Below are 20,700 nucleotides of genomic sequence, written 5' to 3'. Positions count from 1 at the left end.
CGTCAGCTCGGGAAGCTCGCGACGCCCACGTGCGCCGTGGTGAGGTCGGGGCCCTCGACGAGGAGCACGAGGTTGCCGTAGCCGTCCTCCGGCGTGAAGCTCCGGTCGGCGAACCGGGATCCCTCGGGGACCTCGACCACCGAGGTGTCCTGGAGGAGGGGTCCGGGCGCACCGGCAGGGGGCCGGCTCAGGTCGTCGAGGGAGAGCTGGAACGCGTCGCGCGCGAACCGGTCCACCGACTCTCTCGGCGCGGTGAACGTCACGGTGTACGCGTAGTGGTACCCGGGCACGTCCTCGTCGTCGACCGTGACGTCCGTGGCGTCGTCCGGGAGCTCCAGCCCGGCCAGGGCGAGCACTTCGCTCGGGTCGCTCGACATCGGTGCCTCCTGCGTGGTGCTCGACGGATCGGGTTCGCGGGGCGCGGTGCTCGGCCCGCACCCCGCCACGGCCAGGCCGGCCACGGCGAGCGCGACGAGCGTGACGCCCCGGCGGCGGTGTGCGGTGCTCATCCTGTCCCTTCGCTGTGCCGGTTCGACGACGACCCGACCATGGTGAACTCCTGCGCGAGACCCTTGCGGTGGAACTCCTGCAGCTCGGCGTCGGTGATCGTGAGGGGGCCGATCTGGGTCGACTTCGTGCCGTCCCAGTTGTAGCGGTCCCGGTAGTTCACCCCGGTGTCCATCTCGTAGCGCCAGGGACCGCCGGGCGAGTCGGGCGGGTAGACGGTCACCTGTCCCGACACGTTGTAGGAGAACCCGCCCGTCGCGTAGTACCAGTTCTTGTCCTGGTCGGGGCCGGCGTAGTAGCCCTTCCAGTCCGTGTTGACCGGCATCGTCACCGGGCCGGCGGCACCCGACTCCTGCGCGATGCGCACCGCGTCGGCGCCGAGCTGTGCCTCGCGCGCCGAGACCTGGCTCGCGAGGTCGGGGAGGTCCGCGAGCATGGTGTCGACCGGCTGCTCGAGCGTGCCGCCCGAGTTGCCGAGGTAGTGGTGCAGGTTCCGTGCCGCGTCGGGCCACGTCGCGCTGAGGGCGTTCGCGGCCTGTCTCGCGGTCCACTCCTTCACGTGGTCCCCGAACGAGGCGTCCTCGGTGTTCCACGACGGGCCGTCGACGTCCGACCCCTCGTCGGGCGGGTTCCACACCGGCGGCTCGGGCGGGTCGACCTCGGTGCCGGGAACGGGGTCGCCGAGGCCGTGGGGGAACGGTGCCGGGCCGGGGACCTGGTAGGTGGGGTCGGCGGTGCCCTCCCCGCCCCCCGTGTCGCGTCGGCTCTCCTGCCGCTGGTCCTCGCGGGACCCGTCGTCCACGCCGTCGTCCTCGTCCTCGGCGGGCGGAACGGGTGGCGGGCCCGGGGACGGCGAGGGCTCGGGCCCGGTCGCGGAGGCGAGGAGCACGGCAGGTCCGGTCGTCGTCGCGCCGCCCGCGCCGACGGTCGGGGCACCCGGGCCCCCCGCCCCGGACGAGGCACGCGAGGCCTCGTCCTGGGCGTCGGCGTCGGCGCGCAGGGTCGTCGCGGCGTCGGAGAGCGTGGAGGAGGCGCGGTGCACCGCGCCACGGAGGGTCGTCGACCACTCGCCCTGGAACTGCTCGGCGTCACCCCCGCGCCACGGCGTCGTCGAGACGAGCGAGTCGACGTGGTCGCGCACGCCCTCCAGGCGCCGGGCCGCGTCCTCGACGGAACGGGCGAGCGCACGCAGCGCGTCGACGTCCGCGCCCCACAGGGTCCGCGCCACGAGTCCCCCTCCGATCGTGCCGGTCGCGGGGATCCTAGCAACAGCCGGGACCTGCGCGACCGGCGTCCCAGGGACGGCTAGGGACCGGTCGGCGCGGTCCGCCGGACGACGCCGAGGGCGGCGGCCGTGGCGTCGTCGGCGGGGAAGAACGACTCGATCGCGACCTCGTCGAGCGTGACGTCCCGCGGGGAGCCGAACACCGTCATCGTGTAGAGGAACGCGAGCTCGCCCTGCGGGGTCGCGAGGCGCAGCGGCACGACGGCGTCGCTCGCGGGGGAGCGATCGTCGCGCCGGTGCTCCGGGTGGGGGAGATAGCCCTCCACCTCGGCGAGCAGGTCGACGAGCGCCGGGTCGCCCGTGCGGTCGAGCTGGCGGCGCACGCGTCGGCGGACGTGCGCGCCCCACTCCGCGAGGTTCGCGATCCGCGCGGCGAGGCCGTCGGGGTGCAGGGTCAGGCGCAGCACGTTGACGGGAGGCTCGCGCAGCCGGTCGGGCACCCCGTGGAGGAACGTGCTCGCGGCGGCGTTGGCGGCGAGCAGGTTCCAGCGTCCGTCGACGGCCATCGCGGGGAACGGCTCGTGCCCGGCGAGCACGAGGTCGACGGCCCGGCGGGCGGCCGCGAGCGTCGTGGTCGACAGCGGCGTCTCGTGGTGGCGCGGCGCGTAGCCCGCCGCGAGGTAGACGTCGTTGCGCGACCGCAGCGGGACGTCGAGCTCGTCGCACAGGCGGTCGATCATGTCCCGGCTGGGCTGCGCCCGGCCGGTCTCGACGAAGCTGATGTGGCGCGCCGAGACGTCGGCGCCGAGCGCGAGGTCGAGCTGCGAGCGCCGACGCCGCACGCGCCACTCGCGCAGCATCGATCCGGCGGGAGCGTCCACGGGAGGCATGGACCCACCCTGCCGTTCTCCGGGGGGCTGGCCAACTACCTCCGAGGTCATCGACACCGTGTCGTGGTCCGGCCGACGGTGGTGCCCCGGCCACCCGCCGGACCGCCACGGCGCCGCGGACCAGGCGCCGGCAGAGGAGGGACCATGACCGAGACGACGACGCGGACCGCGACGGCGGTCGAGCGCTACCTGGAGTTCTGGAACACGGCGGACGCGGCCGGGCGCGACCGGCTCGCGTGCGACACGTTCTCCCGCGACGTCGAGTACGTCGCGCCCGTGACGCGCGCCGAGGGGTGCGACGCCGTCCTGGCGTTCGCCACCGAGCTGCTCACCCACGTCGCGGGGCACCGGTTCGAGGCACGCTCCGCGCCGGACCTGCACGACGACCGGCTGCGCCTGCGGTGGCGCGCCGTCGCCCCCGACGGGTCGGAGTTCGCGACCGGCACCGATGTCCTGCACGTCCGGCCGGACGGGCTCGTGTCGTCGGTGACGACGTTCCTGGACCGCGCCCCGGACGGCTTCGACGCCCACCACCACTGACCCGCCGAGTGCATGCATGAGTCGCCGTCGCGTCGATACGACGGCGACTCATGTCATGCACCCAGCGCGTCGGGGCGTCAGGAGAGGTCCCAGAGCAGCCGGTAGTAGGCGATGCGCTCGGGGTCCGGGTCGACGCCGTAGCCCGCGTAGACGTGGCCGTCGTACCCGGGGCCGTAGTTCCACCGCGTGCTCCAGGCCGCGACGGCGAGGTCGGCCCAGCGGTCCGCGACCCCGAGCGTGCCGAGGTCGACGTGCGCGGCGAACGAGCCGTCGTCGTGCAGGAGCGTGTTGGGCACGCACGCGTCGCCGTGGCACACGACGAGACGGTCGACGGTCGGGGCCGCCCCGAGCCGGGCGCGTGCCGCCGCGACATCCAGGCCGCGGTGGTCCGGGAACCACGCGTCCGGGCCGTCGCCACGGGCGAGGCGCGCGTCCGCGTGCGCCAGGCGGTCCTCGACGGACCAGGTGAACGGGCACGACGCGACGGGCAGCGCGTCGTGCAGCGAGCGCAGCCCCCGCCCGATCGCGACGGCGGCCGTCACCGGGTCGGCGACCCAGCGCGGCTCGACCGCCGACCGTCCCGGGACCGCGCGCGTGACGAGCCAGGCGCCGTCGTCGTCGGAGCCCTGGGCGAGGACGTGCGGGACCGGGGCGCGGTCGCCGACCCACGCGAGGCGCTCCGCCTCGGCCTGCAGGTCGATCTCGGGCGTCCCGGCGGGCACCCACTTGGCGAACCGGGTGCCGTCGGCACCGTCGAGCCGGAAGGTCAGGCCGCCGAGCTCGTTGCGCCACACGGGCGTGACGGCGTCACCGCCCGCGAGCGCGCGGACGGCGTCGGGCACGACGACCGGACCGGTCGGGACGGCGGCGAGCGGGGGGCGGGTCATGCGCGCGATCCTCGCACGACGTCTCCCGACGCATCAGGAACGGGGCCGCTGCCCTCCCTCCGGACGGGGGCGCGGGACCTCGACGGCGGGAGCACCCTGCCGGTTCCGCGACGACGGAGGGAACGACGATGACGACCGTCCTGACGACACTGCCGACCTGGCCGCGCGTGCGCCGCGGCGCCAACGGGCACCCGGTCCAGACGCTCCAGCACCTGCTGCGCCATCGCGGGCACGAGATCGCGGTCGACGGGCTGCTCGGGCCGCGCACGGAGGGCGCGGTGCGCGCCTTCCAGGACGCGGCAGGCCTCGACGTCGACGGCGTCGTGGGGTCGGCGACGTGGGCCGCGCTCGTCGTGGTCGTGCGCCGGGGGAGCGTCGGCGAGGCCGTGCGCGCGGTGCAGCGCGAGGCCGTCGCGCGCGACCTGTCCGGCGGACCCGACCCGGTGCTCGACGTCGACGGGCAGTTCGGCCCGCGCACCGAGGCGTGGGTGCGTGGCTTCCAGGACGCGCTGCACGCCGGGTTCCCGGAGGTGGTGGTCGACGGCGTCGTCGGACCCGTGACCTGGCGCTGCCTCGTCAGCGGGATGCTCTCGCACTGACCTCGGGCGCGGTCTGGGCGCTGCCGAGGAGCGCCTCGCACGCGGCGAGGAGGCGCTCGCGCAGGACCGCCCCGCGCTCGGCGAACTCGCGCTGGTGGCGCACGTACTCGGCCTTGCCCTCGGGCGTCTCGATCGCGACGGGGTCGAGCCCGTACGACGACACGTCGTAGGGCGACGCCTGCATGTCGACGACCCGGACGTCGCGCGCGAGCTCGAAGCAGTCGAGCACGAGGTCGCCCGGGGCGGCGGGGGTGAGCTTGAGCGCCCACTTGTAGAGGTCCATGGTCGCGTGGAGACACCCGGGCTGCTCCAGGGCGGGCTGGGTCTCGCGCGTCGGCTGCAGGCGGTTGAGCGGGCCGGCCTCGGGCGTGAAGAAGCGGAACGCGTCGAAGTGCGAGCACTGCACCGGGTGGGACTCGACGACGCGGTCGGTGCCGTCGTGCCCGAGGCGCAGCGGGAGCGGGTGGCGGTGGTCGCGGCCGGTGGCCCGGTCGCGGTAGACCATCGCCCACTCGTGCAGCCCGAAGCACCCGAACCGGCCGGGCCGCGAGGCCGTGGCGGAGAGCAGGCCGTGCAGGTAGCGGACGGTGTCGCCGCGGTCGGCGAGATACGCGTCGGCGTCGAGCGTCAGACCCTCGGGCGTCTCGCGGTACCACCGCCACGCGGCGCGCGCCGCGTACGGGTCGGTGGCCTCGTCGTCGGGCCGAGGTGCCGTCTCGGCGGCGGGCACGTGGCCCGCCGGCCGGGCGAGCACGACGCCGAGGCCCGGGTGCCAGCGGCGGAGCTGAGCGGGGCGCGTCGGGTAGTAGGTGAAGAGGAAGTCCTCGATCGCGTGCTTCTCGCCGAGCGGCTTGCGCTCCCGCCACCCCGCCGTGAACGCGTCGGCGCGCTCCGCGTGAGCGCGCTCGCGCGCCGCCCACTCCTCGGCCGCGAGCACGACGGGTCGGACGACGGCGGTCGTCGAGGCGGTCGCGGTGGCGGTCGGGGGCACGGTTCCAGGGTACGAGAGCGCCGGGGCTGGACCGACGGGGCGGTTTCACCCGGGCGGGCATTTTCCCGATGTGGGCGCGAGCGGGAAGAATGCTCGTGAACGTGCTGTGAAGGCCCGGCGCGTCCGTGCGGTCGACCACCGGTCGACCCGCCACCCGAACGACCGAGACGCGCGGCGAGGCCGCGGAGGAGCACCATGTCGCAGCCGCCCACGGCGCCGCAGGACCCGTACCAGTTCGACCCCTACCGGCCGCACGGCGCCGACCCCGCGCAGCAGGCGCCGTCGCACGACGCCTGGGCGCCGCAGGGCGAGGCGCCGACGCAGCCGTACGGCTCGGCCGACGGCGCGTACGGAGCCCCGGGCTACGGCGCCGCGCCGGACCAGGCTCCGTACGGCGCGGGCCAGGCTCCCTACGGCGCGAGCCCCGCGCCCGCGTACGGGGCGGACCAGCAGCAGGCGTACGGTCAGCAGCCCGGGTACGGCCAGCCCCACGGCGACCCCGCGCAGCAGCCGTACCCGCAGCCCTACCCGGACCCGGCGCAGCAGGCCTACGGTCAGCCCTACGGCGACCCGGCGCAGCAGCCGTACGGCAGCCCCTACGGGAACGGCTACTCCGCGTACACCGCACCCGCTCCGTCGACGAGCACGATCGCGATCGTCGGCTTCGTCCTGGCGATCCTGGGCTTCCTGGGGAGCTGGATCCCGTTCGTCAACATCTTCGCGGCCCTGCTCGGCATCACCGGTGTCGTGCTCGGGTTCGTCGGGCTGTCCCAGGTGAAGCAGGGCCGCTCCGGCAAGGGCTTCTCGATCACGGCGATCGTCCTCGGCGTGCTGTCCGTCCTGGCGACGATCCTCATGTGGGTGGTCTTCGTCGTCGCGGCGAACAACGCGTCCACGCAGTACGAGCAGACGCTGTCCGAGATCCAGGAGGACTCCGACCGCGCGTTCGGCGAGGCGACGGACGACGTCCTCGCCAACGACCTCGGCGTCGAGTTCGGGACGTTCGAGGGCACGGCCGACGAGTACGGCTGGGTCGAGTCCGCGCTGCCGGTGACGTTCACGAACACCTCCGACGAGCCGCTCACGTTCGACATCGACGTGGACGCGGTCGCCGCCGACGGCACCGTGATCGAGACCGACTGGGCCTACTCCGAGACCCTGGAGCCGGGCGCCTCGGAGACCGTCGAGATCTTCGACTTCATCGACGCCGAGAACCTCGAGGCCATGAAGACGGCCACGTTCGAGATCACGCAGGCGAGCGCGTACTGACAGCGGCTGCGCGGAACGGAGACCGAGCGTGAAGGACCCCATGACCTCGCCGGGAGCGGGCTCGCGCGAGCCCGCCTGGGGAACGGCGCCCGGCACCGAGCGCGCCCCCGCCGGGGTCGGCTCCTCGCCCGACCCTGAGGACCCTCAGGCGCCACCCGCGTCCCGCGAGAGCGACCCCGCAGAGCCGTCCACGGCGGCGCGACCTCGTGGGCGCTGGTCGTGGACGACGGCCGCACTCGTGGCCGCGACGCTCGGCGTCCTCCTCGTCGTCGCCGTGCTCGTCACCGAGACGGTGACGGCGCGGCGCGGCTGGGCGCACGTCGGGGGCCTCTACGCGGTCGCGGGTGCTGCCGTGGTCGTGGTGGGTGCGGTCGTGTGGCGGCGTGGCACGCGCGGCGTGGCCGGCGCGACGCGCGCGCTCGTCGCGCTCTTGGCGGGCACCGTCGTCCTCACCGCGTGGGTGACGGTCGACGTCATGACGGGCGGCGGGCCGGGGTACGGTCTCGGCAGCTCCCTGCGCGGGTACCCGCTGGGCGGCGGCTACGACGAGGGGCCCGAGATCGGCGCCGCCTCGGACCGGGTCTGGTATGGGGAGTCCGTGCGCTACGCGGACGGCCTGGTCGTCGCGGTGTCCGCCCCGCAGCCGTACACGCCGACCGAGGACGCCTCGGAGCGGGAGGACGACCACCCGGACTCGGTACGCCTCCGCGTGCGGGTCACCAACGGCACGGGGCAGGAGGTCGACCCCGACGGGCTCGAGCTGCAGCCCGTGTCGGGCGGGCTCGTCGCCCGCAGGGTCTTCGACTACGCCCCCGACGTGCTGCTCGACGACCCGGACACGATCGCCCGGGGGACGAGCGCCGAGTGGGACCTTGTCTACAACGTCTACGACCCCGAGGACGTCGCCGTCGGGCTCGAACCGACCTGGGCGAACTACGCGGTGGCCGTGTTCTCCTGGTGACCCTGTGCGTGCCGGGCGTCACTCCGTGCGGTTGAGGTACTCCTGCGCGAGGCGCTTCGGGGCGCGCGAGAGCCACGCGTCCTGCAGCAGCTCCTCGAGCTCCGGCACGGCGACGCGGTCGAGCCGCGCGAGCACGATCGGGTACCCGTCGAAGTGGCTCGTCGTGAGGAAGACGGCGGGGTCGTCGCCGAGCAGCGCGGCCTTCTCGCCCTCGTCGGCGACGCGGAACGCGACGGGCGGTTCGGCGGGCGCCGCGTCCCCGAGCTCGTCGAGGTCCTTCGCGCGCAGCGGTCGCTCCCAGACGAACAGCTTGCCGTGCACGGTCCACTGCCGCGGACCCTTGAGGTCCGTGTCCGGCAGCACCGCGACGATCCGCTCGACGTCCTCCCACGAGGCCATGCCTCCACGGTAGGCCGCCCTCCGGCGACGGACCACACGGCCAGCACCCGGCGGCGGGCCGTCAGAAGGGCGCGACCTTTCCCAGCGGCGGGAAGATCTCGTCGAGCTCGGCCAGGTCCTCGGCCGTGGGGGTCCAGGCGCCCGCCGCCGCGTTCTGCCGGACCTGCTCGGGCTTCGTCGCGCCGGCGATGACGCTCGACACCTGCGGTCGCGACAGCAGCCACCCGAACGCGACCTGGACCTCGGTGATCCCGCGCACCTGGCAGAACGCGCCGAGGCGGGCGAGCGCCTCCCAGGGCGCCGACTCCAGGAGGTGCGGCTTGCTCGTGACCAGGCGGCCGTCGTCGGGCCGCGCGCCGTGCGCGTACTTGCCCGTGAGCAGGCCGTTCGCGAGCGGGAAGTACGGGAGCACCCCGAGCCCGTACGCGGCGGCGGCGGGCAGCACCTCCAGCTCGGCCGCACGGTCCACGAGGTTGTACTGGTTCTGCGCGGACACGAAGCGCACCGTCCCAGCGTTGCGGGCGGTGAACTCCGCCTCGGCGATCTGCCACCCGGCCCGGTTGGAGTGCCCGACGTAGAGCACCTTGCCCGCGCGCACGAGGTCGTCGAGCGCGGAGAGCGTCTCCTCGATCGGCGTCCGCGGGTCGGGCGTGTGGAACTGGTAGAGGTCGATGCGGTCCGTGCCCAGACGGCGCAGGGAGTCCTCGACGGCGCGCACGACGTAGCGCCGCGACCCGCGGGCGTCGAAGTCGTCGCCCGCGGCGCCGCGCATCGACATGCCGAACTTCGTCGCGACCACGACGTCGTCGCGGCGCGACCCGAGCGCCTGGCCGAGCAGCTCCTCGCTCAGCCCGGGGCGGCCCCCGTACGTGTCGGCCGTGTCGAAGAACGTCACCCCCGCGTCGAGCGCGGCGTCGACGACGGCGCGCGTCCCCTCGAGCGTCTCGGTCACCGTGTGCGGGCGGCCGAAGTTGTTGCAGCCCAGCCCGACGGCGGAGACGGCCAGTCCGGACCGGCCGAGGCGGCGCAGGGCGGGGCGGGGTGCGGTTCCGTCGTTCGCAGTCGTCATGCGGCGACCCTACGACGCGCCGCGGGCGGGCGTGACCGCGGACGCGCGCGCCGCGACCGCGGCGAAGAGCCGTTCGAGCGGCCCGCGCCCCAGCGCCCAGCGCCACAGCGTCGCGACCGCGAGCGTGGCGAGGACGAGCGCGAGGAGGGGACCGTTCGTCGTCTGCTCGTAGGCGGCGTCGCCCCACGCCCACAGCACGACGATCTGCGCCGAGTAGACCGTGAGCGCCATGGCGCCGACCGCGGCGACCGGTGCGAGCACCCAGCGCCCGACCCGGCCCGCGAACAGGCACAGGCCCAGCACCGCGACCGCGAACCCGCCCGACCCCACGACCTCCGGGAGGGTGTCCGTGTGCGGGCCGGCGAGCCACAGGTACGCGCTCGTCGGCCAGGGGTCGGACCAGCCCAGGGGTTCGGGCCGGAACGTGCTCGACCACGCCGCGGCGGCGTCCTCGACCGCCTGCGCCCCGCCGAGCGGACCGGTCATGGACGCGGAGAGGCCGTACCCGATCCCTGCCGCGAGCAGACCGCCGCCCACGAGCCCGACCCGCGTGGCGGTCGACGACAGGTCCGAGCGCCCGATCGCGATCCCGACGAGCACGTACGCCATCCACACGACCGCGGGGTAGTGCCCGGAGACGAGGAAGTCCGTGAAGGCGCCCGAGCCGTCGTCGGGCAGGTGCAGCCCGGCGCGTGCGAGCACCTCGGGGAGCCAGTACGCGAGCACCGGCCCGACCACAGCGACCGCCCCGGCGAGCACGAGCAGGTCGCGGCGGCGCCAGCGCAGGAAGGGCAGGGCGAGGACGAAGTACGCGGCGTAGAAGCCGAGGATGAGCAGCACGCGCGTCCCGAGCAGGTCCAGGAGGCCCACGAGCCCGAGGAGCAGCACGGCGCGCACGAGGATGCGCGTGCGGCTCTGGAGCGCGGGGAGCCCGTCGAGGGGCGTCCGCCCTCCCGAGACGATCGCGAGGGACACCCCCGCGACGAGCGCGAAGAGGATCGACGACCGTCCGTGGGACAACGAGAGCCAGCCGGAGGGCTCGCCGAAGTCCTCGGAGGTGTACCCGACGTGGGCCGTGAACATGCCGAGGACGGCGATCCCGCGCGCGACGTCGAGCCCCGTCACGCGGCCCGGCCCGCCGAGCAGGAGTGCGGCGTGGCGGCGCGCGAACCCGGGGGAGGGACGGGCGGGTTCGCCGGGGGCGGGAGTCGTGCCGGTCGCGGCCGTCATGGGGGGATTGTCCGCGCGCGGGCGCGCTCCCACCCGGCCGCCACGCCGGTGCGGCCGATGGCGCGGCCCTGCACGGACCGCGCGCCCAGAGTGTGAGAACGGGGTCGAGAACGATGCACGTCCGGCCTACGGTGCGGGTATGACGCACACCCCCCACGGCGCCGACGCGGCCGCCGAGCACCACGCCGACGCCCCCACCGGGGCCGGGAGCGACCCCGCGCAGGAGTCCGAGTCGTACACGCACGGGCACCACGAGTCCGTGCTGCGCTCGCACCGGTGGCGCACCGCCGAGAACTCGGCCGGGTTCCTCCTGCCGCACCTGCGGGCGGGCATGAGCGTCCTCGACGTGGGCTGCGGCCCGGCGACGGTCACCGTCGACCTCGCCGACCGCGTGGCCGGGGGACGCGTCGTCGGGGTCGACGCGTCCGAGGCCGTCCTCGAGAGCGCGCGCGAGCTCGCCGCCCAGCGCGGCACCGCGAACATCACCTTCCAGCACGCGAACGCCTACGAGCTGCCGTTCGCGGACGGTACGTTCGACGTCGTCTACGCGCACCAGCTCCTGCAGCACCTGTCCGACCCGGTCGCGGCGCTGCGCGAGATGAAGCGCGTCGCGAAGCCGGGTGGGCTCGTCGCCGTGCGCGACGCCGACTACGCCGCCATGACCTGGTTCCCCGAGTCCCCGGGCCTGACCGAGTGGAACACGCTCTACCACGAGGTCACGCACGCGTACGGGTTCGAGGCCGACGCCGGGCGTCGCCTCTTCTCCTGGGTCCAGGACGCCGGGTTCGACCTCGACGGCATCGCCCCCAGCGCGAGCACCTGGTGCTACGCGACCCCGGCCGACCGCGCGTGGTGGGGCGGGCTCTGGGCCGAGCGCTGCGTCGCGTCGAACTTCGCGGTGCAGGCGAAGGAGTCGGAGCTCGCGGACGACGTCGCGCTCGAGCAGCTCGCGCAGGACTGGCTGCGCTGGGCCGAGGAGCCCGCGGGCTGGTTCGCGGTCCTCAACGGAGAGGTCCTCGCCCGGGCGTGACTGCGCGGGTACTGCTCGCGGCAGGGCGCTGCGCGGTCGCGCGGGCGCGGGCCGGATAGCCTGGGCCCGTGCGCATCGCGAGATTCACCACCGGAGACGACCCCCGCTACGCCCTCGTCCAGCAGGAGGGGGACCGCACGTACCTCGCGGTCCTCACGGGCGACCCGCTCTACATGCCCGTCACGCCGACGGGCGAGCGCATCGAGCTGGGCGACGGCGTCCGGCTCCTCGCGCCGGTGATCCCGCGCTCCAAGATCGTCGCCGTGGGCCGCAACTACGCGGACCACGCGAAGGAGATGGGCAACGACGTCCCGACGAGCCCGCTGCTGTTCCTCAAGCCGAACACCTCCGTCGTCGGCCCGGACGACCCGATCGTCCTGCCCGACTTCTCGCAGGAGGTGTCCTACGAGGCCGAGCTCGCGGTCGTCATCGGCCGGCTCGCCAAGGACGTGTCGCCCGAGGCGGCGCCCGGATACGTGCTCGGCTACACGGTCGCGAACGACGTCACCGCACGCGACGCGCAGCGCACCGACGGGCAGTGGGCGCGCGCCAAGGGCTTCGACTCGTCGTGCCCGCTCGGCCCGTGGATCGACACCGACCTGAACCCCGAGGACGTCGGCGTCCGTAGCCGTGTCAACGGCGAGGTCAAGCAGGACGGCCGCACGAGCGACATGATCTTCGACATCCCCTTCCTGGTGTCGTACATCTCCGAGGCGATGACCCTCCTGCCGGGCGACGTCATCCTCACCGGCACGCCCGCCGGCGTCGGCCTGGTCGACGTGGGCGACCGCGTCGAGTGCGAGGTCGAGGGGATCGGCGTCCTGAGCAACCCGGTCGTCCGGCGGGCCTGAGCGTGCGACCGGCTCCCGGTCGGACCGTCGCGCGAGGGGCCGGCTGGGGCGCGGTCGTGCCGTGCGCGGTCGTCGTCGTGCTCGTGCTCCTCGCCGTGGTCGCCGGTGGCGTCCCCACCGGGGAGGCCTTGTCGTACGGGATCGTCCTTGCGATCGTCAGCGTCCCGGTCTGCGCCCTCGCAGGTGCCGCGATCGGCGGGCTGGTCGTCCTCGTGCGGTCACGACGGCGTGACGCACCTCGCCCGGCGACGACCGGTGCGCCGTCGGCGGGTGCTTCCCGGGACTGAGACGACGACCCGGGCGGCGCCGGACGCCCGGGCGGTGGACGGCGCCGGGCAACTACGCTGGGCACCGTGATCCCCGCACCTGGCTCCTCGCCCGTCCGCGTCCGCTTCTGCCCGTCCCCGACCGGGACGCCGCACGTCGGGCTCATCCGCACCGCGCTGTTCAACTGGGCGTACGCGCGGCACACGGGCGGCACGTTCGTGTTCCGCATCGAGGACACCGACGCCGCGCGCGACAGCGAGGAGAGCTACCAGCAGCTCCTCGACGCGCTGCGCTGGCTCGGGCTCGACTGGGACGAGGGCGTCGAGGTGGGCGGCCCGCACGAGCCGTACCGGCAGTCGCAGCGCGCGGACATCTACCAGGACGTCATCGCGCGGCTCGTCGAGGGCGGGTACGTGTACGAGTCGTTCTCGACCCCCGAGGAGTCCGACGCGCGCAACGCCGCCGCGGGCGTGAAGACCAAGGGGTACGACAACTTCGACCGCACCCTCACGGACGAGCAGAAGGCCGCGTTCCGCGCCGAGGGGCGCGAGCCGGTGCTGCGCCTGCGCATGCCCGACGAGGACATCACGTTCACGGACCTCGTCCGCGGCGAGATCACGTTCAAGGTGGGCTCGGTCCCGGACTACGCGCTCGTGCGCGGCAACGGCCAGCCGCTCTACACGCTCGTCAACCCGGTCGACGACGCGCTCATGGGCATCACGCACGTGCTGCGCGGCGAGGACCTGCTGTCGTCCACGCCGCGGCAGATCGCGCTGTACCGGGCGCTGCTCGAGATCGGCGTGGCCGAGGTGATGCCGGAGTTCGGCCACCTCCCGTATGTCATGGGCGAGGGCAACAAGAAGCTCTCCAAGCGCGACCCCGAGTCCAACCTGTTCCTGCACCGCGAGCGCGGCTTCACGCCCGAGGGCCTGCTCAACTACCTCGCGCTGCTCGGCTGGTCCATCTCGCCGGACCACGACATCTTCACCGTCACGGAGCTGGTCGAGGCCTTCGACGTGCACGACGTCCTGCCCAACCCGGCGCGCTTCGACCTCAAGAAGGCCGAGGCGATCAACGCGACGCACGTGCGCCTGCTCGCGCCCGAGGACTTCCGCGACCGCCTCGTCCCGTACCTGCACGCGGGCGGGCTCGTCCCGGCGGACTCGTTCGCCGATCTGTCCCCGCGCAACCAGGAGATCCTCACCGCGGCGGCGCCGCTGGTCCAGGAGCGCATGGTGCTGCTCGGCGAGTCGGTCGGGATGCTGGGCTTCCTCTTCACGGCCGACGACGCGCTCACGGTCGAGGACGACGCGCGCGGCGCGCTGCGCGACGACGCGAAGGACATCCTCGCCGCCGCGATCACCGCGCTCGACGTGCTGCAGGACGGCGAGTTCGTCACCGCCGCGATCGAGGAGCGCCTGCGCGACGCGATCGTCGAGGGCATGGGCGTCAAGCCGCGCTTCGCGTTCACGCCGCTGCGCGTCGCGCTCACGGGCCGCCGCGTCTCCCCGCCGCTGTTCGAGTCCATGGAGCTGCTCGGCAAGGGCTCCACGCTGGAGCGCCTCGTCCGGCTGCGGGACGCGCTGTGACGGACGGCGTCTCGGCGGCCCCCGAGGCGGTCGAGGGCGTCCTGTTCGACGTCGACGACACGCTCGTCGACACGCGCGCCGCGTTCGGCGAGTCGATCGCCGCCGCATCGCGCGTCTGGCTCCCGCACCTGCCCGAGGAGCGGTACGACGAGGTCCTCGCGCTGTGGCGCTCGGACCCGAACGGGCACTACCGCGCGTACACGCGCGGCGAGGTGGACTTCGACGCGCAGCGCATGGCGCGCGCGAACGAGCTCCAGGCGACGTTCGGCGGCGAGCTGCTCGACGACGCCGCGTACGTGGACTGGAAGGACCTCTTCTGGGGCACGTTCGAGGCGTCCTGGGCGGCGTTCGACGACTCGCGCCCGGTCGTGGACGCGCTCGTCGCGGCCGGGGTGCGGGTCGGGTCGCTGACCAACGCGCGCGTCGAGCTGCAGACCCGCAAGCTCGCCGCCGCGGGCCTGCCCGACGTCCCGCTGCTCGTCGGCGTGGACACGCTCGGCTTCGGCAAGCCCGACCCCCGCGTGTTCGCCGAGGCGTGCCGTCGGCTCGGCACCGACCCGGCCCGCACGGCGTACGTCGGCGACGAGCTCGACGTCGACGCGCGCGCCGCCCTCGCGGCCGGCCTGGTCGGCGTCTGGCTCGACCGTCCCGGCACGCGCCGCGGCGGTCCGCACCCGGAGGACCCGGAGTCGGCCCGCGCCTCGGGCGTGCACGTGGTCCATGCCCTGGCCGACCTGCCCGCGACCCTCGGCATCGCGGCCACGGCGGAGGCCTCCACCCCGAGGTAGAGCCCTGGTCCGTCGAGGTCGAGGTGTGGTCATGACCGGGCCTCTAACCTCGGCCTACGGGACTCGAGCTCGGCGGGGATCGGTCAGGTGAGGAGCAGCACGCCGACGAGGGCCGTCGTCGTGACGAGGAGCGCCGAGAGCCCGCCGAGGACGAGCGCGCGCCGCCCCGTGCGCAACAGGTACGGGACGTCCACGCCGAGCCCGAGCGCGAACATCGCGGCCACGAACGCGAGGGTCGTCGCGGTCGCGAGCGCGGCGAGCAGGGGCGCCGGCACGACGCCCAGGCTGCGCAGCGCCACCGCGGCCACGAACCCGACGACGAACCACGGCACCGGAGCGACCCTCGACGGGGCCGCGTCCGTCGTCGTGCCCGTGGCTCCGGGGTCGCCCGCGCCGGTGGAGCCGACCCGGGCGAGGACCGCGCGCCGGGCCCCGCGGGCCACGACGACGCCCGCGACGGCGACGAGCGGGGCGAGGAGGGCGACGCGCGCGAGCTTGGCGACCGTGGCGGTCGCGAGCGCGGGGTCCGAGATGGTCCCGGCGGCCGTGACGACCTGGGCGATCTCCTGCACGCTCGCGCCGATCCACAGACCGGCCTGGCCGTCGGTGAGCCCGACCACCGACGCGAGCCACGGCAGCGCGACGATCGCGAGCGTGCCGTAGACGGTGACGAGCGCGAGCGAGGCGGGGACGCCGTCCTCGTCCTCGCGGATCTGACCGGGGGTGCGCCCGGGGCCGGCGACGACGCCCTGCATCGCCGAGATCGCCGCGGCCCCGCAGACCGAGAACCCGGTCGCGACGAGCAGCGTGGTGACGCGCGGCACGCGGAGCGCGCGACCGAGCGCGAGCGTGCCCGTGAAGGTGACGAGGAGGGTCGTCGTGACGACGACGAGCCCGCGCCAGCCCAGCGCGAGGACCACGGGCACCGAGAGCTGGAACCCGAGCAGCACGACGCCAGTGCGCAGGACGACGCGGGACGTCCACGCGACCCCGGGCCGGGTCGCCGCGACCGTCGCGGTCCCGCGCCGGGTCCGGCCCGCCCGGCCCAGGACCGGCGCGACGAGCGCGCCGAGCACGAGCGCGACGACGAGCGGCGACACCGTCGGGACGAGCCGCGCCCCGAGCAGCACGACGACCGTCGCCGCGGCGACCAGCCCGAGGCCGGGCAGCAGCGCACGGGAGCCCGCGGTGCGACGGGACGTGCTCGCGGTCGCGAGGGGTGGTGCGGTGCGGGTCGTGCGGGGTGCGGGAGGGGCCATGCTCACGAGCCTGCTGCGTGCGGCGACGCCGCGGAAGAGCGATCTGCCTCGCAACCCATAGAGTGGCCCTATGGCCCCGACCTCCCGCGACCGGACCTCGCTCTCCGCGCTCGAGCTGCTCGTCGCGACCGACTCGCACGGCTCGATCAGCGCCGCGGCGCGGGCTCTCGGGGTCGCGCAGCCGACGGCGTCGGCGGGGCTGCGAGCGCTGGAGCGCCGCCTCGGGCTCGAGCTCCTCGAGCGCACGACGCGCGGCTCCCGGCTCACGGAGACGGGCCGTGCCACGGCGGCGTGGGCGCGCGAGGTGATCGAGGCGTCGGACCGCTTCGAGACGTCGGTCGCCGCGCTCCGCGACGCCCCGGCCGCGCGCGTGCGCGTCGCGGCGAGCCTCACGGTCGCCGAGTACCTGGCTCCCCGCTGGCTCGCGCGCCTCGCGCTCGAGGGGTCCGGCCCCGGTGGGGGAGCGCCCGACGTCGAGCTCGTCGTGCGCAACTCGCGCGAGGTGACCGACCTCGTCCTCGACGGCGCCGTGGAGCTGGGCTTCGTCGAGAGCGCGACGCTGCGTCGGGGGCTGCGCAGCCGCACCGTCGCGCACGACCGCCTCGTCGTCGTCGTCGGACCGGCGCACCGGTGGGCGCGGCGGAGCGCGCTGCGGGTCGACGAGCTGCTCTCGGGCGGGCTGGTCGTGCGCGAGCGCGGCTCGGGGACGCGCGAGACGCTCGAGCGCGGGCTCGCAGCGGTCGGTCAGCGGCTTCCCGACCACCTGCCCTACCTCGGCTCCACGGCGGCGCTCAAGACGGCCGTGCAGCACGGCGGTGCCGTCGCAGTGCTGTCGAGCCTCGCGGTCGCCGACGACGTCGCCCGGGGGGCGCTCGTCCGTATCGCCGTGCCGGGGCTCGAGCTCGACCGGCGCCTGCGCATGGTGTGGAAGGACGGCACCGCGCTCTCCTCGGCCGCACGGCGCATCGCGGCCGCGGCGGCCGTCTCCTCGGGCTGACCGGGCCGCCCGGGGCGCTGCGTTGCCTCAGCGCACCGACGCGTCCCAGCGCCAACGCGTGCGCTGCTGTCGGCCGGGCAGCTCGCCGCGCCCGGTCGCCCACAGGAGCAGGCGGTCCGGGTCCTCGTCCGGTCCCGGGTCGACGTCCGGGAAGAGCCGGGCGAGCACCCGCGGCGCGAGGCCCGCGGGGAACGGCACGTGCTCGCCCGCGAGCCCGAGCAGGACGTCGTGGCCGTGCACGAGCACCTCGACGACGCCCATCGCCGCGAAGCCGGCGGCGTCGGAGGTCCCGTAGGGGTGGTAGGCGCGCGCGGCCACCGGCCGGGTCTCGGCGAGGGTCGCGAGCAGCTCGCCGCCGCCGAGCAGCGCCTCGCACAGGCCCGCCGTCCCCGCTGCGCGGTCGACGTGCGCGATCTCGTCCTCCCCGCGCGGCCCGACGAGCGGCACGTACGCCAAGCGTGGGAGAGCGGCGAGCTGGAGGGCGTAGGCGAGCAGGTCGTCCACGACGTGCTCCGCCGTCGTCCAGCACGACCACCGCACCGGACCGGCCTGCGCGGCGAAGGCCGACACGGGGTGCTGGACGAGATGGTCCGTGAGCCAGCGCGCCGCCGTCCGGACGTCGTCGCCCGTCACGGCGTCCGGGGAGCGGTCGGGACGGGTGCTCACGCGCTGCCCGGCGGGGCTGCCACCACGTCGGCCCGCCAGCACTCGGCGCGGTACGGGAGGTCCACCTCGGCTCGCCCCGCGAGGGCCGGGTGGGTCGCGACGAGGTCGTCGATCTCGCCGAGCAGCTCCTCGCGACGCGCGTCGGGGAGCGTCAGCAGGTAGCTGCGCGACGCGGCGAGCGGGCGGAGAGACGACGCCGGGACGCGGTCGGCCCAGGGCACCGTGCGGTGCTCGGGCGGGGTGAAGAACCGCGCGGCGAGGACGGGCTCGCGGTAGCTGTGCTCGAGGGTGTCGCCCCGGTGGATGATCTCCGTGAACCGGCCGACCCAGTCGACCGCGTCGTCCCGCACGTTCCACACGATGCCGAGGCGCCCGCCGGGGCGCAGCACGCGCGCGATCTCGGGCTGGGCGGCGGGGGAGAACCAGTGCCACGCCTGGGCGACGAGCACGGCGTCGACGCTCGCGTCGGGGAGCGGGATCGACTCGGCAGCGCCGGGCAGGGCCTGTACGCCCGGGACGGACTCCGCGAGGCGCGCACGCATCGCGTCGGAGGGTTCGACGGCGACGACGTCCAGCCCGCGGGCGACGAGCCGCTCGGTGAGCTTCCCGGTGCCCGCGGCGAGGTCGAGGACGCGGCGTGCGCCGTCGGGCAGGAGCCAGTCGACCGCCTCGTCCGGGTAGGAGGGCCGCGTGGACGCGTACTGGGCGGCGCCCTGCTCGAACGACGCGGCGCGGTCGGCGTGCGAGCCGGGGTCGGGGGAGTCTCCTGCGCTCATGCCTCGACGGTGCCAGACGGCGGCGGTGCACGTCGACCCGGAGGCGCGCTCCGCGTGCCCGAGCTCGGCGGTTCGGGTCGCATTTGGTCCGCGTCGTCATGTCCGGTAATGTTCTCGGCCGGTGGGACCTCCACAAGAGGGAGCCAGGGGACGAGTCTCGACTCGTCGCGAAGGCTCTCCGGCGGTGGCTGGTTACCCCCTTGGGGTATGGTGTAATTGGCAGCACGAGTGATTCTGGTTCACTTAGTCTAGGTTCGAGTCCTGGTACCCCAGCGAAGAGCTCCGGCTCAGATCGAGCGGTCAAGACCGCCCGAAACATGAGGTAGAGTTCTCGACGGAGAAACGGACCGGAAACGGTCCGAAGATCCACAGGCCCCCATCGTCTAGCGGCCTAGGACGTCGCCCTCTCACGGCGGTAACACGGGTTCAAATCCCGTTGGGGGTACAGAGAAAGGCCCGGTCACCATCACGGTGACCGGGCCTTTGTCGTGGGCGCAGGGGCTTTCAGCGCCGCGACGCGACGTCTCGTGCTGCTGCGCGCGCCGGTGTGACGAAGGTCGCCGGCGAGGGCGTGGAGATCGATCACCGCGCGGGCACGACCGCTCGTGCGGTCCCCGAGATGCCGTCAGGGCGCGCCGTCGCGACCCGGGCCGGGCTCGTAGGGCTTCGGGATCGGCGTCGGCGTGGGGCGCGGGTGGATGACGGGCACGTAGGTCGCCCGGTGCTCCCCGGAGACCGCCCAGCCGGGCTCGTCGTCCGCGGGGGTCTCGTCGTCCCAGCCTTCTCGCCCGGAGTCGTGGCGTGCGCCCTCGTGGCGCCCGGTGACGGGGAGCGGCTGGGTCGGGCCGCTCGACTCCCCGACGGGCCTGCCCGGCACGACGACCACCGGCTCGTCGGCGCGGGGCGGCGCGGGCACGGGAGGTGGCGTCGCGGGACTGCGACCGTCCCACGCCGGGGCGGGGGCGACCGACGGGGGCTCGGCCGGCTGCGGGGCGCGTGGCCCCGACGTCGGAGCGGGCACCGGGGCCACGACGCTGGGCGGGGCCGGTGACGGGCTGGAGCCGCCCCCGGGCGGGGTGCCGGGGCGGCTGCCGGGCGTGAAGAGCGTGTCGCACAGGAGGCGGTACGTCGCGTCGGGGTGGGAGACCCAGTCGATCTGGCGCAGCGCCTGGTCCTGCCCGGCGGACTCGAGGAGGAACTGCCCGTAGCCGAACACGCGCCCGACGGGCGAGCGCCCGTAGTTCATGTCCGTGACCTTGGTGAGCGGCATCATCGCGACCTTGTGCGTGATGAGCCCGTACAGCAGGAGCAGGCGCTTGTCGGTGGCGACGAACCACTCGTTGCGCCACTCGAAGACCTTCCACACCAGGCGTCCGGCGAGGACCAGCCACAGCCACCACAGGAACAGCACCCCGTCGCCGACGGCCGGCCCGGCCTGCACGACCAGCCAGGCGACGAGGAACGCGCCCGCGACGGTGGTCACGACCGGCTCGAGCAGCATCCCCCAGTGGTGGCGCGTGGCCACCACGACCCGCTCGCCGCTCAGCACGTAGCGGTCGAGGATCCTGCTGCGGGGACGGCCGCGGGCCACGGTCAGTCCAGGAGCGAGTTGAAGAACTGGCCGATGGAGCTGAAGGCGCCGAGGATGACGTCCCAGATGCCCTCGACGATGTCAGCGGCGCGGTCGGGGCTCCTGATGACCGCGTAGACGGCGAAGATCACGAGGACCCAGATCAGGGTCATCTTCACCTTCGGATGCATCGGGACTCCTCATGTCTCGGGTTCGGACGGTCAGGCTCGCCCCCTGCCGCCACCGAGCCGTCCGGCGCCGGGGCACGCACAGCATGGCAGCAGCCGGTCACATTTTGACAGGGCACGTCCCGTTTGCGGCCCGCGGCACGCCGACCGGG

Annotated in this window: 22 protein-coding genes and 2 tRNA genes; 11 read left to right on the top strand and 13 right to left on the bottom strand. The window is 74.7% G+C overall.

Going from position 1 to position 20,700, the window contains the following annotated elements:
• Nucleotides 1-2: 2 nt before the first annotated feature.
• The 3 genes from NF338_RS10575 to NF338_RS10565 form a co-directional block, all read right to left on the bottom strand.
• Nucleotides 3-509: a hypothetical protein gene (locus NF338_RS10575; RefSeq protein WP_264030725.1), complete on the bottom strand. Its 507-nt coding sequence runs from the start codon at nt 507-509 to the stop codon at nt 3-5.
• Nucleotides 506-1,735, bottom strand: a complete 1,230-nt coding sequence (locus tag NF338_RS10570) for a WXG100 family type VII secretion target (RefSeq protein ID WP_264030724.1) — start codon at nt 1,733-1,735, stop codon at nt 506-508. Before NF338_RS10570 ends, NF338_RS10575 begins: the two co-directional genes overlap by 4 nt.
• A 77-nt stretch (nt 1,736-1,812) precedes the next feature.
• Nucleotides 1,813-2,622 carry a helix-turn-helix domain-containing protein gene (locus NF338_RS10565; RefSeq protein ID WP_264030723.1) on the bottom strand — a complete coding sequence of 270 codons (810 nt, stop codon included), beginning with the start codon at nt 2,620-2,622 and terminating at the stop codon, nt 1,813-1,815.
• A gap of 144 nt (nt 2,623-2,766) precedes the next feature.
• Here NF338_RS10565 and NF338_RS10560 point away from each other — a divergent pair, with 144 nt between their 5' ends.
• Nucleotides 2,767-3,162 (top strand): nuclear transport factor 2 family protein, encoded by a 396-nt coding sequence (locus NF338_RS10560; protein ID WP_264030722.1) that lies wholly within the window; start codon nt 2,767-2,769, stop codon nt 3,160-3,162.
• Nucleotides 3,163-3,239: 77 nt separating this feature from the next.
• Here the strand turns inward: NF338_RS10560 and NF338_RS10555 are convergent, their stop codons facing one another.
• Nucleotides 3,240-4,049, bottom strand: a complete 810-nt coding sequence (locus tag NF338_RS10555) for an aminoglycoside 3'-phosphotransferase (RefSeq protein ID WP_264030721.1) — start codon at nt 4,047-4,049, stop codon at nt 3,240-3,242.
• Between the two features lie 128 nt (nt 4,050-4,177).
• Here NF338_RS10555 and NF338_RS10550 point away from each other — a divergent pair, with 128 nt between their 5' ends.
• On the top strand, nt 4,178-4,648 hold the full coding sequence (locus NF338_RS10550) for a peptidoglycan-binding domain-containing protein (protein WP_264030720.1): 471 nt from the start codon (nt 4,178-4,180) through the stop codon (nt 4,646-4,648).
• On the opposite strand, the gene NF338_RS10545 is transcribed toward NF338_RS10550, so the two are convergent.
• Nucleotides 4,626-5,639, bottom strand: a complete 1,014-nt coding sequence (locus NF338_RS10545; protein ID WP_412846589.1) for a 3-methyladenine DNA glycosylase — start codon at nt 5,637-5,639, stop codon at nt 4,626-4,628. The two genes, NF338_RS10550 and NF338_RS10545, sit on opposite strands and share 23 nt — an antisense overlap.
• Nucleotides 5,640-5,834: 195 nt before the next feature.
• On the opposite strand from NF338_RS10545, the gene NF338_RS10540 reads away from it, so the two are divergent.
• Together NF338_RS10540 and NF338_RS10535 are read left to right on the top strand one after the other, a co-directional pair.
• Complete coding sequence (locus tag NF338_RS10540) at nt 5,835-6,908, top strand: DUF4190 domain-containing protein (protein WP_264030719.1); 1,074 nt, start codon at nt 5,835-5,837, stop codon at nt 6,906-6,908.
• A gap of 40 nt (nt 6,909-6,948) precedes the next feature.
• A complete protein-coding gene (locus NF338_RS10535) occupies nt 6,949-7,869 on the top strand; it encodes a hypothetical protein (protein ID WP_264030718.1) in 921 nt (306 codons plus the stop codon).
• An 18-nt stretch (nt 7,870-7,887) separates the two neighbouring features.
• Here the strand turns inward: NF338_RS10535 and NF338_RS10530 are convergent, their stop codons facing one another.
• From NF338_RS10530 to NF338_RS10520, 3 genes are all read right to left on the bottom strand, one after another.
• Nucleotides 7,888-8,268, bottom strand: coding sequence for an MmcQ/YjbR family DNA-binding protein (locus NF338_RS10530; protein ID WP_264030717.1), 381 nt, complete (start codon nt 8,266-8,268; stop codon nt 7,888-7,890).
• Between the two features lie 61 nt (nt 8,269-8,329).
• Nucleotides 8,330-9,337: an aldo/keto reductase gene (locus NF338_RS10525; RefSeq protein WP_264030716.1), complete on the bottom strand. Its 1,008-nt coding sequence runs from the start codon at nt 9,335-9,337 to the stop codon at nt 8,330-8,332.
• 9 nt (nt 9,338-9,346) lie between these two features.
• Complete coding sequence (locus NF338_RS10520; protein WP_264030715.1) at nt 9,347-10,567, bottom strand: DUF1624 domain-containing protein; 1,221 nt, start codon at nt 10,565-10,567, stop codon at nt 9,347-9,349.
• A 139-nt stretch (nt 10,568-10,706) separates the two neighbouring features.
• Here NF338_RS10520 and NF338_RS10515 point away from each other — a divergent pair, with 139 nt between their 5' ends.
• The 4 genes from NF338_RS10515 to NF338_RS10500 all read left to right on the top strand — a co-directional run bounded on the left by NF338_RS10515 (nt 10,707) and on the right by NF338_RS10500 (nt 15,092).
• Nucleotides 10,707-11,597: a methyltransferase domain-containing protein gene (locus NF338_RS10515; RefSeq protein WP_087469394.1), complete on the top strand. Its 891-nt coding sequence runs from the start codon at nt 10,707-10,709 to the stop codon at nt 11,595-11,597.
• 68 nt (nt 11,598-11,665) lie between these two features.
• A complete protein-coding gene (locus NF338_RS10510) occupies nt 11,666-12,448 on the top strand; it encodes a fumarylacetoacetate hydrolase family protein (RefSeq protein WP_264030714.1) in 783 nt (260 codons plus the stop codon).
• Between the two features lie 353 nt (nt 12,449-12,801).
• Complete coding sequence (gene gltX / locus NF338_RS10505) at nt 12,802-14,304, top strand: glutamate--tRNA ligase (RefSeq protein WP_208863395.1); 1,503 nt, start codon at nt 12,802-12,804, stop codon at nt 14,302-14,304.
• On the top strand, nt 14,301-15,092 hold the full coding sequence (locus NF338_RS10500) for an HAD family hydrolase (RefSeq protein ID WP_264030713.1): 792 nt from the start codon (nt 14,301-14,303) through the stop codon (nt 15,090-15,092). The genes gltX and NF338_RS10500 overlap by 4 nt, the downstream gene beginning before the upstream one ends.
• 83 nt (nt 15,093-15,175) lie before the next feature.
• Here the strand turns inward: NF338_RS10500 and NF338_RS10495 are convergent, their stop codons facing one another.
• Nucleotides 15,176-16,351 (bottom strand): YeiH family protein, encoded by a 1,176-nt coding sequence (locus tag NF338_RS10495; RefSeq protein ID WP_264030712.1) that lies wholly within the window; start codon nt 16,349-16,351, stop codon nt 15,176-15,178.
• A gap of 70 nt (nt 16,352-16,421) precedes the next feature.
• Between NF338_RS10495 and NF338_RS10490 the strand changes: the two genes are divergently transcribed.
• Entirely contained in the window at nt 16,422-17,348 is a 927-nt protein-coding gene (locus NF338_RS10490) for a LysR family transcriptional regulator (protein ID WP_264030711.1), read from the top strand.
• A 27-nt stretch (nt 17,349-17,375) separates the two neighbouring features.
• Here NF338_RS10490 and NF338_RS10485 read toward each other — a convergent pair whose 3' ends face one another.
• Both NF338_RS10485 and NF338_RS10480 read right to left on the bottom strand, forming a co-directional pair.
• On the bottom strand, nt 17,376-18,014 hold the full coding sequence (locus NF338_RS10485) for a hypothetical protein (protein ID WP_264030710.1): 639 nt from the start codon (nt 18,012-18,014) through the stop codon (nt 17,376-17,378).
• Nucleotides 18,011-18,790: a class I SAM-dependent methyltransferase gene (locus tag NF338_RS10480; protein ID WP_264030709.1), complete on the bottom strand. Its 780-nt coding sequence runs from the start codon at nt 18,788-18,790 to the stop codon at nt 18,011-18,013. The genes NF338_RS10485 and NF338_RS10480 overlap by 4 nt, the downstream gene beginning before the upstream one ends.
• Before the next feature lie 201 nt (nt 18,791-18,991).
• Between NF338_RS10480 and NF338_RS10475 the strand changes: the two genes are divergently transcribed.
• Nucleotides 18,992-19,063, top strand: a tRNA-Gln gene (locus tag NF338_RS10475).
• Between the two features lie 99 nt (nt 19,064-19,162).
• Nucleotides 19,163-19,235: transfer RNA gene (locus NF338_RS10470), tRNA-Glu, on the top strand.
• Between the two features lie 180 nt (nt 19,236-19,415).
• On the opposite strand, the gene NF338_RS10465 is transcribed toward NF338_RS10470, so the two are convergent.
• Both NF338_RS10465 and NF338_RS10460 read right to left on the bottom strand, forming a co-directional pair.
• Nucleotides 19,416-20,381, bottom strand: a complete 966-nt coding sequence (locus NF338_RS10465) for a PH domain-containing protein (protein ID WP_264030707.1) — start codon at nt 20,379-20,381, stop codon at nt 19,416-19,418.
• A gap of 2 nt (nt 20,382-20,383) precedes the next feature.
• The gene (locus tag NF338_RS10460; RefSeq protein ID WP_167550992.1) at nt 20,384-20,551 is read right to left on the bottom strand and encodes a hypothetical protein; all 168 of its coding nucleotides are present in this window, start codon (nt 20,549-20,551) and stop codon (nt 20,384-20,386) included.
• Nucleotides 20,552-20,700 lie beyond the last annotated feature (149 nt).

This window comes from Cellulosimicrobium sp. SH8, from assembly GCF_025818875.1.
GTDB classification, from domain to species: Bacteria; Actinomycetota; Actinomycetes; order Actinomycetales; family Cellulomonadaceae; genus Cellulosimicrobium; species Cellulosimicrobium cellulans_D.
The sequence above is the reverse complement of the archived record's forward strand: the minus strand, read 5'-3'. Positions and strand labels throughout refer to the sequence as shown.

Coding starts and splice junctions, on each gene's coding strand:
- NF338_RS10575 (WP_264030725.1), bottom strand. CDS start 509: ATGAGCACCGCACACCGCCGCCGGGGCGTCACGCTCGTCGCGCTCGCC.
- NF338_RS10555 (WP_264030721.1), bottom strand. CDS start 4,049: ATGACCCGCCCCCCGCTCGCCGCCGTCCCGACCGGTCCGGTCGTCGTG.
- NF338_RS10535 (WP_264030718.1), top strand. CDS start 6,949: ATGACCTCGCCGGGAGCGGGCTCGCGCGAGCCCGCCTGGGGAACGGCG.
- NF338_RS10550 (WP_264030720.1), top strand. CDS start 4,178: ATGACGACCGTCCTGACGACACTGCCGACCTGGCCGCGCGTGCGCCGC.
- NF338_RS10480 (WP_264030709.1), bottom strand. CDS start 18,790: ATGAGCGCAGGAGACTCCCCCGACCCCGGCTCGCACGCCGACCGCGCC.
- NF338_RS10520 (WP_264030715.1), bottom strand. CDS start 10,567: ATGACGGCCGCGACCGGCACGACTCCCGCCCCCGGCGAACCCGCCCGT.
- NF338_RS10495 (WP_264030712.1), bottom strand. CDS start 16,351: ATGGCCCCTCCCGCACCCCGCACGACCCGCACCGCACCACCCCTCGCG.
- NF338_RS10525 (WP_264030716.1), bottom strand. CDS start 9,337: ATGACGACTGCGAACGACGGAACCGCACCCCGCCCCGCCCTGCGCCGC.
- NF338_RS10490 (WP_264030711.1), top strand. CDS start 16,422: ATGGCCCCGACCTCCCGCGACCGGACCTCGCTCTCCGCGCTCGAGCTG.
- NF338_RS10530 (WP_264030717.1), bottom strand. CDS start 8,268: ATGGCCTCGTGGGAGGACGTCGAGCGGATCGTCGCGGTGCTGCCGGAC.
- NF338_RS10565 (WP_264030723.1), bottom strand. CDS start 2,622: ATGCCTCCCGTGGACGCTCCCGCCGGATCGATGCTGCGCGAGTGGCGC.
- NF338_RS10460 (WP_167550992.1), bottom strand. CDS start 20,551: ATGCATCCGAAGGTGAAGATGACCCTGATCTGGGTCCTCGTGATCTTC.
- NF338_RS10540 (WP_264030719.1), top strand. CDS start 5,835: ATGTCGCAGCCGCCCACGGCGCCGCAGGACCCGTACCAGTTCGACCCC.
- NF338_RS10515 (WP_087469394.1), top strand. CDS start 10,707: ATGACGCACACCCCCCACGGCGCCGACGCGGCCGCCGAGCACCACGCC.
- NF338_RS10560 (WP_264030722.1), top strand. CDS start 2,767: ATGACCGAGACGACGACGCGGACCGCGACGGCGGTCGAGCGCTACCTG.